Annotated in this window: 10 protein-coding genes; 4 read left to right on the top strand and 6 right to left on the bottom strand. The window is 39.1% G+C overall.

Going from position 1 to position 15,257, the window contains the following annotated elements; all coding sequences use genetic code 11:
• Positions 1-288: 288 nt before the first annotated feature.
• The 4 genes from EHQ52_RS03655 (at position 289) to EHQ52_RS03670 (ending at position 3,514) form a co-directional block, all read left to right on the top strand.
• Positions 289-1,077: a hypothetical protein gene (locus EHQ52_RS03655; RefSeq protein ID WP_135613906.1), complete on the top strand. Its 789-nt coding sequence runs from the start codon at positions 289-291 to the stop codon at positions 1,075-1,077.
• 248 nt (positions 1,078-1,325) lie between these two features.
• The gene (locus EHQ52_RS03660) at positions 1,326-2,147 is read left to right on the top strand and encodes an Ig-like domain-containing domain (protein WP_135613907.1); all 822 of its coding nucleotides are present in this window, start codon (positions 1,326-1,328) and stop codon (positions 2,145-2,147) included.
• Between the two features lie 9 nt (positions 2,148-2,156).
• Positions 2,157-2,606, top strand: coding sequence for a hypothetical protein (locus EHQ52_RS03665; protein WP_135613908.1), 450 nt, complete (start codon positions 2,157-2,159; stop codon positions 2,604-2,606).
• 74 nt (positions 2,607-2,680) lie between these two features.
• Positions 2,681-3,514, top strand: coding sequence for a porin family protein (locus EHQ52_RS03670; protein ID WP_135613909.1), 834 nt, complete (start codon positions 2,681-2,683; stop codon positions 3,512-3,514).
• 250 nt (positions 3,515-3,764) lie between these two features.
• Here EHQ52_RS03670 and EHQ52_RS03675 read toward each other — a convergent pair whose 3' ends face one another.
• The 6 genes from EHQ52_RS03675 to EHQ52_RS03700 form a co-directional block, all read right to left on the bottom strand.
• Positions 3,765-4,670, bottom strand: coding sequence for a transglutaminase family protein (locus tag EHQ52_RS03675; protein WP_135613910.1), 906 nt, complete (start codon positions 4,668-4,670; stop codon positions 3,765-3,767).
• On the bottom strand, positions 4,663-7,179 hold the full coding sequence (locus EHQ52_RS03680) for a circularly permuted type 2 ATP-grasp protein (RefSeq protein ID WP_135613911.1): 2,517 nt from the start codon (positions 7,177-7,179) through the stop codon (positions 4,663-4,665). The genes EHQ52_RS03675 and EHQ52_RS03680 overlap by 8 nt, the downstream gene beginning before the upstream one ends.
• 33 nt (positions 7,180-7,212) lie before the next feature.
• A complete protein-coding gene (locus EHQ52_RS03685) occupies positions 7,213-9,633 on the bottom strand; it encodes a TonB-dependent receptor family protein (protein WP_135613912.1) in 2,421 nt (806 codons plus the stop codon).
• The gene (locus EHQ52_RS03690) at positions 9,633-10,904 is read right to left on the bottom strand and encodes an imelysin family protein (protein WP_135613913.1); all 1,272 of its coding nucleotides are present in this window, start codon (positions 10,902-10,904) and stop codon (positions 9,633-9,635) included. The genes EHQ52_RS03685 and EHQ52_RS03690 overlap by 1 nt, the downstream gene beginning before the upstream one ends.
• Before the next feature lie 110 nt (positions 10,905-11,014).
• Positions 11,015-14,302, bottom strand: a complete 3,288-nt coding sequence (locus EHQ52_RS03695) for a transglutaminase family protein (RefSeq protein ID WP_135613914.1) — start codon at positions 14,300-14,302, stop codon at positions 11,015-11,017.
• Positions 14,303-14,304: 2 nt separating this feature from the next.
• The gene (locus EHQ52_RS03700) at positions 14,305-15,249 is read right to left on the bottom strand and encodes an alpha-E domain-containing protein (protein ID WP_135613915.1); all 945 of its coding nucleotides are present in this window, start codon (positions 15,247-15,249) and stop codon (positions 14,305-14,307) included.
• Positions 15,250-15,257: the final 8 nt, after the last annotated feature.

The following is a 15,257-nucleotide window of genomic DNA, read 5'->3' on the forward strand; positions in this document are numbered from 1 at the left end:
GGCTCAAATTCAAATATTGTCTTCTCTCAGGATCTACAGGTTAATTCTGAGATTTTGGGAAGGGCTCCGAAATTATTTTTCGGTCAAGGGGCGACTATTGACCTAAGGGGGATCGAGGCAGTAGATGTCGCAGTTCTCGATCCGGGGAAAGGAGATTCGTAATTAACGAAAACACAAGAAACGCTCGTTATACTTGATTCAACGAGCGGGTCTATTTTATACTCTAAGGGTAGTAATTCTCTTTCTTATATCACCGATTCTTCACTTAAAAATGCTCAGGGTATTGCCTTGTCTGCAAACGGGGTCATATACGTTTTAACTGTCGATAAAAAGGTCTCAGATTTGTTCAGTTTTACCGGTGGTATCTTATTGAAGAATTCCACTCCTAAAGAAATATCCGGTCCTTTTTCCAAAATTAAATCTGGAGACAAGAAAAGAATATTATACGGTTTTCAAGGTGATTCAATTTTTAGATTTTCACCGAACCTAGAATCTTTCTTCGATATTTCTGCTTCTTTCGATCAGAAATTTTCCGGAGTCAATGCTTTCGATATTGAAGGCAACACCGCCGTCGTTTCGGATTCTTCCGGCACTAGAGTCCTTTATTTTAAAAAACAGGGGAATACATTCAAGCTACAATCTTCAAAGTTAAACTTAACAAAAACTTTAAGTGATGTGGAACTTTCACATATTGTTTCGGATATGGAACTTTTGAAAAATAACTTTGTGGTGATCTCATGTGTAGCAGATAACTTTCTGTTTGTGGCCGATCAAGATTTTCAATTGAAGGCAAGCTACATGTCTTTGCCGGATGTTCGACCTTTCAAAGGGGTAAATCCCATTTTGGGATTGGCTTTGGATAATGCTGCAGGCTCATTATATATCTACAATTACAAAGTTCTTCAATCGCTTAAAGAGTCTTCCGTCCAAAAAATTTATTCATCCAGATGGCAAACTCCCGAAATATCAGACACGCTTTATAATTCAGTGGTAAGTAGAGTCCTTGACGGAAGTTTTTCTCTATCAACCGATCTTCTTTCCTTACCGGAAGTTATAGATTTTTTAAATAAAAACTGAAATGCACAATCGGAAATCACTAATGAAAAGAATAATCATCGCCTTAAATATCGTTCTATTTCTATCGATCGGTATTTTCGGAGCGTATAGATGCGGTTCCAAGCCGAATACGATGGAAATTGTGCAATTGGTATTGACTCTTTGCTGGCCGATTCCTTTGGAAGATAGGCCGCAAATTTGTTTCGACGCCGCTAATTTATATATTGCTTTAACAGGCGGTTGCACTAGCTGTCCAGTGAATTATTCGATTGGACTATAATCCGGACGCTGTAGAGATCGGAAACGTTTGGGTAACGCAGAACGGAACTGGAAAATGCGGTAGAACGACTATTGTTTCGACAGGCGTTGTCACATCTTATGATTGCGTATATACCGCATGCAATAGTGTGGGTGCTCAATCTTCCGCAATGCTGGATTCTGCAGGAGCCTTTGCAACCGGGGCAGGGGCTTGTATGCCCGCAGGTGTAAGTTCCCTTTCACCTGCAAATGGAAGCGTAATTTCTACAAATACAGGAATATCCGTTACGCTAGACAAATCGGTTGATATCACCTCGTTGAACATTGGGGGAACACTCGGCAGTATTGATCCGAATTCTGTTCAAATTTCTCAAAAGAATCAGTTTCGGGATACGATTACGATCCCTCCACAGCCGGAATGGTTGACCGGAGCGAACAAGAATATTACGATAACAGGAACAGATTTAGACGGACTTCCTATTTCTTTGGATTTGAAATACAGTGTATACGCTAATAGTGCGAATCCTTCTCCCGATTTTTCCAACTGTGTTCCTAATTGCAAATTCGGTTGGGGAACTTCTTATTCCGTACAATTCCAAGCTACCGGTGGATTTCTCCCTTATACTTGGACAAAAGGTTCCGGGGCACCTCCCGGAGCAAATATGACGTCGGGTGGTTTGTTGAGTGGGCCTGCGACCAATAATGTATTGGGCCAATACACGTTTCCCGTAACCGTTATGGACGCAGCAGGCACGACGGTGACCAAGAACGTAATGATCGATACGGTCGATCTTGTTACCGCTTGCTTTTTGTTCGGTGTTTGTTCTTTATAAGGAATCAAAATGAAAAAGAAACTAGTGCCCTTTATTTTATTCTCCATTATCTTTTTGAACTGTGAAGGAGAAGCGGAAAGTCGTAATTTTGGAATGACTTCTTTGGAGGCATTCTATAGTACAATTTTAAGAAAACCTGCGGAAGTTCAGTTTCGAAACGATTCTTCGATCGTCCAAAATTACACCTTATGGCAGATGGACGTTTGCCCCGGATCTGACATGTTTAAAGTTCTGGAATCTGGAAATGTTAATCCGGGGGAGACATCTTCTCGATTTACTCTTTCACAAGTTAGTAATTCTGATATTCAATACTTTAGATTGGAAGTCAATTCAACTTGTATTCCGACAAATAACTCTCCCGGTATCTATTCCGTTTCTATTTATTCCGCTGCTACTGTGACATTATGTACATTTACTTCCGATGACGGGGCAACTTACTCTTGTGAGTTAAAGAACTGATCGGAGTTCAAATTCGATTATTCAAAATTGTTCTTATAATATCAGGATAACCTAGGAAGTTAAGCGAAAGGTAAATGAAAATCATACGTTTTATCAGCATCCTTTGCCTCGTTAGTACTCAGTCTATATATGCCGAAAATAATAATCGAGGTTCTTTTTTCTTTGAATTGACTTACGGAGAAGGGCTCTCCTATCCGAATGCTAAACCTTATAAATATGATCCAAATGCTATGAATAAGGAAAATAGTTATAATAACCTGGATAACTCGATCGGAAACTATATTTGGAATACCGGAACGGAAACAGATAAAGCCGCAAGCCTTTACGCGTTCGATCATTCTCCGAAACCGAAAGTTACCGGCCAAAATTATTCGTTTCTTTTCGAGTATGTCTTTAAGAACGGAATCGGATTAGGTGCGAATGTTAACAGTGCCGATTTCCAAGGTTCTAACCTGACGTTCTCCCGAGATTTAGTTATGCTTGGTGTTATTGCTCTGGATGATACATACGGAAACGGAAATTTAACTCAAAACGAGTTAAAAAATATCCAGATAAATTCTCCATACTATACATATCACCAGAATGATCTTTTGAAAATGAGGACATATGGTCTGAACGTAGCATATCATTTTCTGGAAAATTCTTCTTTCGATCCGTATGTGCGCTTCGGATTGGCATACGGAAATGAAACAACCGGCAACGCTAAAGTGGTTCAGTCTACAGTTTCGGTCGGAGCAAGATATATATTCGGACAGAACTTTTATCTACTGGTGGAACTTTCCGGAAATAATTACGACGGATATTCTAAGGCGACTGGAAACTTTGGTCAATATTTTGGAGGAAAAGAGGGATACTCTTGGACTTTGCAGGAATACACTGGCAAAGTCGGTGTCGGAGTTAAACTATAATATTATAAATTAATTAGTAATTTTGTTTCACAATGTATGCCGAAAGAAAGAAAGAAATCAGATAATCTGCAAAGCAAAATGAAATCGTAGAACCAAACTTTTATTTGCCCGGTTTCAATTTTTGAAATATAGCTTCGGTCTTTTTTGAGAACCTTTACGATTTGCGTTTGTGTCAAAGCAGATTCCTTTCCTGCGGAGAAAATTTTTCTCACTTTGCCCGCTCTGCGACTCCGCGCGATATTACAAAATTTTAAATATTATTTCCAATCGAGTTAGGATCTCCTAACTGAGAAACATCCACTTCTACCTTCAATTTATGTTTCCCGCCACCGAATAGAATTCCTTTCAAAGGAGAAACATCGGAAAAATCCCTACCTAAAGATGTATGAATATACTCGTCTGTGATCGCTTTTCCATTTGTAGGGTCAAAGTCGAACCAACCTTGGCCCGGGCAATACACAGAGATCCACGCATGGGTTGCATCACTCCCTCTTAATTTAGGTTTTCCAGGAGGAGGATAAGTTTCTATATAACCGGAAACATATTTACAAGGCAGCCCCATAGAGCGAAAAGCAGCCAAGGAAAGATGAGTGAAGTCCTGACAGACTCCTTCTTTTTTTTCCAAAACCTCGTCCAGAGGAGTATAAATATTTGTACTTCCTGCTTTGAACTTAAAATCTTCTCTGAATCTTTTTACATATTCCAAAACAGCTTCCGGATAAGGAAGATCCATCGGCAGATATTTTTCTAAAAAGTTCTTATAGGAAACGGAGCGAGTTACAAAAGCAGAATCTCCTACAAATTCCATTGCTTCCAAAGCTTCTTTTTCGGTAACCGTTTTCAATTTTTCTAATATTTCTGCTGCAGTGATCGAAACCTGCTTTTTTTTCTTTTCAGGTTCGGAAGTAAAAACTTTCGCTTCTGCAGTCACGGATAGAATATTATGAGGTGTTTCCACTGCAAAAGAATATACAGTATTTCCAAAATAGTCCGTTCTGAATTCTGTATATTTAGGTTTAGGAAAAATTTCTATTCTAAACTCTCTGCAAATCTGTCTTTCATTGGATGTAGGACAAAGATGAGCCAAATTCAAACAATGAGAGACTTCTTTCTCGTATGTATAATGGGTCAGGTGACGAACTGAATACTCAGCCATAAGGTCCTCCCAATCTGACTTGGTTTTCCACATAGCGGAAGTATTTGGTAGCAACTGCGTCGGAGACAGATTTCAATTGGGCAAGAATATCTTCGAGCCATCTTCGAAGTCCACCGGCAGGATCTGCATATTCGAAAAGTCGTTTTGCATCTTCTTCGCTGAATCGAACTAAAACATCTGTAAGTCTTTGGATCTCTTCTGAAATTTCTTCATCTTTTCCAGTAGAAGAGAATAATGTATTCTCTCTTAATCTTTCCAACTGAAATGCAAGTGAGCGCGGATTACTTTCGTCGAAGATCAGAATGTCTACTACTGATTCTGCTTCTACTCTGTATTTATAACGTCTTCTGTAAGTGATCCGAATATCATTCACATTCAAAAGACTTTCAAACATACTTTTATTATAGACCGAAGTTCTTTCGATCGTGGAGAGTAAGAGCCTTGCGATAAACTGCGCCCTCTCCAATCTTTTTCCCATATCCAGGAAGTAGTATCCAGTTTCACGGCTCATACTTTCATTTGCAAGACCAGAGAGAGAAGCAAACAGGTTTACTAATTTTTGTAAGTATTCCAACACTTCGTCGTAACTTGAATTTCGTGGAGTTTCTGATTCCAATCTAGAAATCAAATATCGAGTATCATCAGAGATCCTATCTCTAACTGCCTTTGTACTTCCTACGAAAAAATTCAGATCGTGGCGGATGCTTCCGGAAGAATAAGGAGAAGTTGCTAATTGGAATATCTTCTCTCGTATTGATTCCAAAGAATCCAATCCGTTTGTTTCAAAAAATCCAAGACTGTAGCCTGAAAGTTGATCCAAGATTCCGAGTAAAATAGAAAATTGTTCTTTCTCGTAAGACTCTTCTGCTTCTAAGATCTTATGGACTGTTTCTCTAAGAAGCCTGGACATATTTTCTGCACGTTCCGCATAACGTCCCATCCAGAACATATTGTCTGCGACCCTGCTCGGAATTCCGGAACCTTTTCTTTTGATAGGCATCCTTCCGATCTGGCCAGGAAGAAGACTAAACTCCTTCTTCTCTTCAGAAGCTAAGATCCAAAGATCCTTGGAAATAGCTCCTCTTTGGTTTGTGATAATAAGTTCATCCGCCTTAGGAGAAACCCTCACGAGTCCTCCAGGCATACAAGTATAACCATTCTCAGAAAGACAGGTAAAAGTCCTTAAGACAGACTTACCTATCAGCAGCTCTTCTGAATCTCCCGAAAAAATAGGAGATGTAGAACCTGCGAGAATTTCCTGGGCAACATAACGTTCTGGTCTTGCTTCTACCTTTGTTCTTAGTTCCAACATCTCACTTTCTTTAAGTGTAGAAAGAAAAACAGAAGGATCTAAAGGAGAACGAATTGCTGGTTTGATCGCGTATTTATGGGGATTGGTAAATACTTCTTTGCGAGAATTTTCATCTCCCATCCAAAGTGTAGGAACATTCGGAAGAATTAGATCTTCTCCCAAATAAAATTTACATAAACTTGGAAGATATGCGTGGATGGCCCGATTCTCTAAAAATCCAGAGCCGATAGGATTTGCAACAGTGATAGTCCCTGCTCGAACCGCTCCCAAAATACCTGGAACTCCCAAAAGAGAATCTCCCTTAAGTTCGAGAGGATCCATGTACCAATCGTCCACGCGACGAAAGATCACATCTACTTGTTGTAAACCTTCTATCGTTTTTAGAAAGACCTTATTATCTCTAACAGTTAAGTCTTCTGCTTGGGCTAAAGTATATCCCAGATATCCGGCAAGATAAGCATGCTCAAAATAGGTTTCGTTTCCAGGACCTGGAGTAAGAAGAATAGTAAGCGGTTCTCTATCTTTATTAGAAGAGAATGAATTTAATGTTCTTCTTAAAGCTCTGAAATATAATGCAACTCTATGGACTTGAGAATCTCTATAAAGAGAAGGAAAAATACGAGAAAGAACAATTCGATTTTCTAAAGCGTATCCTGAACCAGAAGGAGCCTGAATACGATCTCCAATCACATAAAAATTTCCCTGGCTGTCGCGGCTGATATCCGTGGCTAAAAATGCCAAACGGAAATTTGTAAAATCATAAACTGGAGCACATGCTCTTAAAAATCCGCCGGACTGGAATAGAACTTCGTGTGGGATCTTTTTTTCGTATAAGGATCTTTTAGGACCATAAACGTCCTTTAGAATTTCGTTAAGTAGTTCGGATCTTTGGGCCAGACCTCTTTCGATCCCATCCCATTCTTTGCTGTCCATGAGAAGAGGAAAAAGATCCAGTCCCCAGGCTCTTTCTCTCTCGTCCCCGTAAACATTATAAGTTACTCCGCTCTCTTTTAAAATACGGAGACTATCTTCTTTGCGCCTTCTTAATTCTGCGCCGCCGAGATTATTTAGTGAACGAAGTAAAAATTCGTATTTGTCCCTGGACTTTCCGTCAGGGAGGCATAGCTCGTCATAAACTCCTAGCGCAGGTTTATATCCGGAGAGAAGATTTGCAGCTTGGGAAGTTCTCTGATTCATCTTCCGAGAGACATTTTCAACTCCCGTCTGATTTTAATCCAGCTTTAAAGTAGCCCCAATATTGATTTGTCTGTATGGCCCTTGTTGGATCCCCACAGGAAGTCTTCCGGAAATATAGACTCTATCTTCTAAATTTTTTCCGTTCACGAAAATAGACCATCTTCCGCCGGGAGCCTCGTATCCAAAATCGGCATTCCAAATTCCGTATGCAGGAACTACACCCTGGCTTCCATCCGTGCTTTGGTTTTTGGTATTCTGCAAATCAGAATATTGTTTATCAAAATATTGATATTCCACTCTGGCATAAAATCCAGACGGGCTTTTCACTCCAATCGCGCCTATAAAAACATTCATAGGAACGTAAGGCAGATAATTTCCGTTTGTGTTTACCTTGATCAGATTTCCTGCAGAGTTCACTGCAAATAAAGGCTGATTTGTGATACTCACAGTTCCATCTGCATTTTGTATTGTGCCCACTGGAACGTAAGTTGTAGAAATTGCTTTTGTATAAGAGTAAGTAAATTCCAAAGGAATTTCCCATCTGGACTCAGCAAATTTTCCGAAGTCGAAAACAAAATTACTCTCCACACCTCTGTTTACTGATCTTCCCGCATTGATAGGGACTGCTCCAAGCCCAGAACCTGCTTCATTCGTATTTACGATTTGATTCGAAAAATATAATGCGTATGTACTAACTTGAGTGTAGAAGTAGCGGGTAATATTTCCTCTAAAACCTGTCTCATAGTTATTGGATCTTTCCGCACTAAGTTTATAACCTAAACCTAATGCAGGATTTTGGACAGTGGAGAATGTAGGAGGAGAGAATGCAGTGTGTGCACCAGCAAACCAGATAAACTTTTCTGTAATATCAAAAGTAAGTCCAATCCCTGGTAGAACTACTTTTGTATAAGTTTCGTTCGCATCATTTACTAAGATGGATTGTCCTACAGTATTCGCGTATCCTTTGGAAATATCATCTGCAGTCGCAAGTCTTCTATGAGTATAAACACCTTGGAAGATATGTTCATAACGAACTCCAGGGATCACCTTAAACTTATCAGTCAATTTGATAGAATCTTGGACATACAAAGCATACGCCCTTGCATTACGATTCTGTTGTTGTGTAGTAATACCTTTAGTAAGAGTTGGATAAGGGAATACATTATTCGCTGCGTTTACGGATTCATAATGCATTCTCGCACCAAAAGCAATCTCATGGTCCAAGCCGAATGTATTAAATTTACCTTCTACCTTAGTTTCCAGACCTCCAGTCTTAAAGAAAGAATGTCTGTTTGGAGTGGAATTTAACATGTAAATCACATCTCCAGGCTGATTTCCTATAATATCAGGAGCATAAACACCAAACGCATTTTCAGGAGGTCTTGCAGGAAAACCGAATTCAGTTAGATTATTATGAGAATAAGATTCTTGGCGAAATAAGAAGCCAACATTTGTCCAATATGCTCTTGTGATCATCTTCCAATTTTCATTAAAAGTATGATCATGACCAATCACTGCGGCCTGTCTATCGATGGATTTTTGGTCATATCTAGCAGGATTGATCCTTGGATTTCTCCAATACAAACCCTGTGTGAGTCCTAGATAAGTAGATTGAGCCTCTTGCTGGTAAGATTGGTACTTTAGAAAAACAGAATCTTTCTCTCCTAATTTTTGGATCAACTTTAGATTTAGATCGTTAACTCTAAAACCTTGGTAATCCCTAAAACCATTTCCTTGGTTACGCATATAAGAAATATCATAACCAGTATTCGTAGTTTGATTAGTCCCGCCATATTGCAAAAGACTGGAAGCATAACCGTTCATTCCACCGATCACCTTCGCACTAAACGTCGGTTTTTCAGGAGGTTTGCGGGTTACATAGTTTACAATACCGCCCAAAGTTGTTGGTCCAAAAAGAATAGAACCTGAACCTTTCACAACTTCTACTCTTTCCATTCTATCAATATGAGGCACAAAATAACTTTCTGGTTGTCCGTAAGGACTCAAAGAAGTGAAAACTCCATCTTCTAAGATCAAAGTTTTTCTAGATTCTTCGTTACTCACACCTCTGAACGCGATATTCGGAGTAAGACCAACTGCATCTTGGTATCGGATCGTTGCACCAGGAACCCTGCGCAGCGCTTCCATAGAATCGATTGGATTTGTTTCTTTTAAGATCTTTTTGCCGATCACATTCGCTGAACCAGGGATCTTTTTAATATCATCATCCTTGGCTCCGATCACATTGATTTGTCCGCTTTCTAAAAATCTTCTTCTCTTCTCTGCAAGAGTTTCCTCTTGTTTGGACATTTCCTTCTTAGAAGGATCTTCTTGTTCGTTTTCTGAAGAAGTTCCGTTTGCCCCATTATTTCCATTAGGCTGGGAGAAGAGGAAAGAATTAGAAAAAATTAAAATACTAAAGACAAGAGAGGAACGGAATCGTTTCTGGAACATCAATCTCCGTCCCCTCCTGGTCCACCGGAAATCGGACTCGAGCCTGTAAGAGCCGCGAGTTCAGTATTCAAAATAGTTAATAATTCACTTAAGTCCGCAATACTAGACTTGATTGCAGTAAAATTTGCAGAATTAGAACTTCCCCACGCAGCAGGTGGATCAGCAGCAGAAGGAGTGATATCTCCTAAATGTTCATCTAATTCAGCGATTTCATGTTTAATCTCAGAATCCAATGTAGGGCTATAAAATTTTACATAATCTGAAAGTCCTGCACCTGTTCCGTTACCAGTATAGATTGCTTTAAAAGTACTGAAATTATCTATTAAATTCTGGAAAGAGTCTCCAGAAAACCTGGACTCTGCACGATCTGATTTAGGAGAAGAACCATTCCCTCCTCCGGAAAGACCTTCTGGAATTTCCAGTTTTCCATCTTTCATAATACTTAAGAGTTGGATTGTTCCAGATAAAATAGCATCTAACGCAGCTCCGGAACTTGGAAACGTGGCAGAAGTCCCGTTGCCTGCAGTTGCAAGCTGTGTTCCCAAAGGATTTGTTCCACTTGTATCCCAAGCGCTAGTCACATTGAATGCATGACCGCTATATTCTAAAACTAATGCTCTTAAAAGTGCAGATCTTCCATTTGGAGCAGAAGGAAAATCGCCACAACTTGCTGCAGTTCCTCTATTTACTCCTGGTCTGCTAAAAAGAATATATTCAATTGCACTAATACCTTTAGCCTTATTTTTCATCTGGCCTATTGCCTGTTGTGCGTCGGAAAGATCTCCAACAGTAAATGTATCCAAATCATCCAACTCAGTTGTATTAGGTGAAGACTCTATTAGATAATTGATTAAGAACGGATCCATCCGAGTAAAATAAGCGAGAGTAGATCCGAAACGAAAAGGTTCCACTTTTTTCAGATCAGATTTATGAGCAATCCAAGCTGCTTGAGCACTAGACAAAGAATCAGAAGCACAAAGATCATTCGTTGCATTTACAAGATCCACTCTGCTCGCCTCTAAATTCACGAATAGAGGAGGAATGATATTATTTCCTAAATTCTGTAAAATAGATCTAGGATCGAATGAATTGAACATCTGGTAGAGATATCCATTCGTATTTGCTGCACCCGATGCAGAGTTTTTATGAGAACAAGAAATGAAAATAGAAAGTAAGAAGATACTTAGAATGATCCAAGCGGTAAGGATCAGCTTCTTAATTCGGAAAAACCTGCCGAATCGTCCGCTTCTAACAGAATTGTTTTGTCGCATCGTTCCCTCGAAACTGGGTTCTTTATCTTGAGAATCAGAATTATTTTTCTAGAACTGGTTGCAACTGTTTTTGAGATTAGATCTCACAAAGTAAGTTTGATAAATACTAATTATTCAATCCAACGAAGGTCCATTGTATAACCATTCGTATTCTTCAATCGTTTAGGTTCGGAGCCATCCAAAGCAGAATGACCATCTGCTAAAAATCTGGAGATCCTACGAGACTCAGCTTCATACGAATTCACAGGAAAAGTATCATAAGCTCTTCCACCTGGATGAGAAACATAATAACGACAACCACCTAAAGGACGAGAAGACCAGGTATCCCAAACATCAAATACCAAAGGAGTATGGACCGGAAGATTCGGATGCAAAGTGAATACTGGATTCCAAGCCTTGAAACGAATTCCTGAAACTGCTTCACCTTTTCTGCCAGTGCCTCTAAGTGGAACTTCATATCCATTACAGCTGAGAAGATAACGATCACTCCAACCTTCTACCTTTACTTGCAATCTTTCTAATGCAGAATCTACAGATCTAGAAGTTCCAAAAGAAGAAGATTCTTCTCCTAAAACATTCCAAGGTTCCAAGGCCATTCTAAGTTCTAAGAAAACTTCTTCTCTTTGGGTTTTGCCATATACAGGAAAACGAAATTCAAAAAATGGAAGGAACTCTTCTTCTTGGAATGCAAAGCCATGCTCTTTCAAATCTCTCAGAACATCTTTAAAATCACTCCAAACAAAATGAGGAAGAAGAAAACGATCATGCAGTTCTGTTCCCCAATAGGTAGGCGCTTTCACATAAGGTTTTTCCCAAAATCTGCAAACCAAAGATAAAACCAAAAGTTGTTGTACCACACTCATTTTATAATGAGGAGGCATTTCAAATCCTCTTAGTTCTACAAGACCCAAACGAGAACCCATTGGAGGATACAGTTTATCTATGGAAATTTCAGCTCTATGAGTATTTCCTGTTAGATCCACAAGTAGATTTCTAAAAAGTCGATCTACTAACCAAGGATTTGATTCTTTAATTTTATCTAATTGAGAAGAAGCTAATTCATATTCGTATAATATTTCGTCCCTGCCCTCATCCAGACGAGGAGCCTGAGAGGTAGGACCAATAAACAAACCAGAAAAAAGATAAGAAAGAGAAGGATGATGCTGCCAATAACTTACCAGGCTTCGCAGAAGGTCCGGTCTTCGTAAAAATGGACTGTCTTCCGGGGACATTGCACCTATGGTGATATGATTCCCTCCTCCTGTTCCAGTATGCCTTCCATCAATTAGGAATTTTTCTGCACTAAGGCCGAGCTCTTTTGCTTCTTCATATAAGATACGAGTTTTCTCTTCCAGCTCTTTAAAATTAGAAGAAGGATGTAAATTTACTTCTAAAACCCCAGGATCTGGCGTTATTCTAAATAGACCTAACCTTGCATCAGAAGGAGGTTCATATCCTTCTAATACGATTTGTACTCCAGATTTTTCAGCAGCAAACTCTATGGAAGAGATTAAATCTAGCCAAGGTTCCAAACCTTCTACTGGAGGTAAAAATACATGAATAGAACCAAGTCTTGGCTCAATAACCAAAGTAGTTCGGATCGGAAGATCTTTTCCGGTTGGAAAAAACTTAGGCTCTTTAGAAGATCTTTTTTCTAATTTAGAATCCAGATCTTTCCTGGAACTTAATTTTTTACTCTTAGACAGATCAGTAAGAACAGCATTCGGTCTGAAATTTTCGGAGATAGAAGAAAAAGGTAATCTAAATCCGGCAGGGCTATCTCCTGGGATCAAATATAATCTTTCTCTTTTGTATTTCCATTCAGAACTTTCCCATTCAGACTTTGTATAATTAAATTGTAATGGAATAGCGATCGCTTTTTTAAGTTTAAAATCTCTATCTACAAGTGAGAGAACCTTCTTCCTTTCTAATGCCTCGAAAGAAAAATCTTCTGAATTAAAATCTTCGCTCTTAGGATCTTTCCATTCAGGAAGTTGACCTTCTTTCCATAAATAATAGAAGCCGTCCTCATATAGAGGAACCATATGTTTGGGAGAAATTCCCAAAGTTTTACAAACTTCTTCCCCAAATTTATCAGATGATACTAATTCCTTATCTAAATCCTGTTTTTCTTTTTCAGAGGAAGAAGAGAATAATCCTTCGTTTTTCCATAAAGAATCTCCGTCCTTTCTCCAGAAAACATTTAGAGACCAACGAGGCAAAGGTTCTCCAGGATACCATTTTCCTTGAGTAACCTGAACCAGAGAACCAGGTGAAAATTTTTTACGAAGATTTGTAAGTAATGTTTCACCTAACTCCAGTTTTTCCTTACCGAGTGCGAGAGTATTCCATTGAGGATCTTGTCTGGATATGTCTGAAATAAAAGTGGGTTCTCCACCTATGGAAACACGAATATCATTTTTTTTGCATTTAGCATCCAGATCTTTGCCAAGTTTTAATACTCTGTCCCAAGTAGGATCTGTATAAGGTTTGGTAACACGAGGAGATTCTTGGAAACGTTTGACTTCCATCCTGAATCCAAACTTGGATTCAGCAGGATCAGAATATCCAAATACTGGAGAAGCACTTCCAGGTTCTGGAACTGCAGCCAAAGGAATATGACCTTCCCCCGCAAATAAACCAGAAGTTGGATCAAGGCCGACCCAACCTGCACCTGGTAGGAACACCTCCGCCCAAGCATGAAGGTCAGTAAAATCTTCCTTAGCTCCAGAAGGCCCGTGAATAGAAACTTCGTCCGGTTTCAATTGGATGAGATAACCGGAAACAAATCTGGATGCGAGACCGATATGTCTTAAAATTTGAACGAGTAAAAATGCTGAGTCTCTGCAAGAACCGGATCTTCTTTCTAAAGTTTGAGTGCAGGTTTGGACACCGGGTTCCATTCTTATCACATACGAAATGTCTTGGTATACTCTTTGGTTGAGGCCTACCAAAAAGTCTACCGTCCGTTTTGATTTTAAAATTCCGTCTTTTCTTAAACCTGAAATATAATTCGCAAGTGCGTTACTTCCATCAGTTGCGCTTAAATAAGGAAGAAGTTCCTTTCTTAAAGCATCCGAATAAATAAATGGAGTTTCTTCTGCATCAGGCTCTAAGAAAAAATCAAATGGATTGATGACTTGTATCTCTGCTACAAGATCCACTAGTATTTTTAATTTTTCAGTTTTCTTAGGAAATACTAATCTAGCTTGGTAATTCCCAAAAGGATCCTGCTGCCAATTTAAAAATTGTTCAGAAGGTTCTACCAATAGAGAATAAGAAACAATCCTGGTCCTAGAATGAGGAGCAGGCCTCAATCGAATGATATGAGGAGATAATGCAACGGGCCTATCGTATTCGTAAGAAGTTTCGTGAGTAAGAGAAACAAGTAAGGACATGATCAATTCCTAAAATAGGTTTCGTCCAATTGTGCAGCGATACCATTCAATCTTACTTGCAATTGGTCCAAATATTCATGCATACCTGAAGAAAAAATTTCGTCTATCGAGGCGTAATTCATTTCAGAAAGAAGAACACCTACCCTCTTCTCTGTTTCGTCCCCATAACTATCTTTTTCAGAACCACTTAAAATTTTCAGACTATCAAATGCCTTGGACAAACAAGAACGGATTGCTCTTGGAAAAATTTTATCTAAGATCAAGAACTCAGCGATATTTTTTGGAGTGATCCTTGTATAAAAACGGTTAAACATTTCATGAGCACTTGCAGATTTCAAAAGAGAAAGCCATTGGATCAGATCCAAAGTGGATCCAGCCTCTTCTCTTGCAGGAAGAAGTATAAAATATTTCATATCTAAGATACGAGTTGTCTTATCCGCTCTTTCTAATAATCTTCCGAGCAATGCAAAATGCCAAACTTCGTCATGAGAGATTGTGGCTTCTTGGCAACCGTAGAATAATAAACATTGGTTTCGGATCGCTTTGAAAAATTCAGCAATCCCAGGCATATCAGATTCTTCGAATTTTCTTTTGGATTTGATCGTAAGATAGAATTCGTTGATCACTTCCCACATAGGAGTGGAAATATTTTCACGGATGGTCCTTGCATTTTCTCTGGCACGGATCAAACAATTCATGATAGAATTTGGATTTTCAATATCCAAACTCATGAAGTGGATCACATTCTCTTTGCTTGGATTATTATACTTTTTAGAAAATAATTCATTGTCTCCGGTAGTGTATACCAAAGGCATCCATTGTCTGTTGGAGTCCTCGTTCAAATCTAAGGAAAGTTGAAAATTCACATCCAAAAAGCGTGAATAATTTTCGGCCCTTTCCATATAACGATTCATCCAGTATACGGATTCAGCGACTCGGCTTAGCATGTGGAAAC

Origin of the sequence: Leptospira koniambonensis (assembly GCF_004769555.1) — a bacterium.
Lineage (GTDB): Bacteria > Spirochaetota > Leptospiria > Leptospirales > Leptospiraceae > Leptospira_B > Leptospira_B koniambonensis.

Bases quoted from the DNA above. Each gene is read 5' to 3' on its own strand.
- EHQ52_RS03670 (WP_135613909.1), top strand. From the start codon at position 2,681: ATGAAAATCATACGTTTTATCAGCATCCTTTGCCTCGTTAGTACTCAG.
- EHQ52_RS03680 (WP_135613911.1), bottom strand. From the start codon at position 7,179: ATGAATCAGAGAACTTCCCAAGCTGCAAATCTTCTCTCCGGATATAAA.
- EHQ52_RS03690 (WP_135613913.1), bottom strand. From the start codon at position 10,904: ATGCGACAAAACAATTCTGTTAGAAGCGGACGATTCGGCAGGTTTTTC.
- EHQ52_RS03675 (WP_135613910.1), bottom strand. From the start codon at position 4,670: ATGGCTGAGTATTCAGTTCGTCACCTGACCCATTATACATACGAGAAA.
- EHQ52_RS03685 (WP_135613912.1), bottom strand. From the start codon at position 9,633: ATGTTCCAGAAACGATTCCGTTCCTCTCTTGTCTTTAGTATTTTAATT.
- EHQ52_RS03700 (WP_135613915.1), bottom strand. From the start codon at position 15,249: ATGCTAAGCCGAGTCGCTGAATCCGTATACTGGATGAATCGTTATATG.
- EHQ52_RS03665 (WP_135613908.1), top strand. From the start codon at position 2,157: ATGAAAAAGAAACTAGTGCCCTTTATTTTATTCTCCATTATCTTTTTG.
- EHQ52_RS03695 (WP_135613914.1), bottom strand. From the start codon at position 14,302: ATGTCCTTACTTGTTTCTCTTACTCACGAAACTTCTTACGAATACGAT.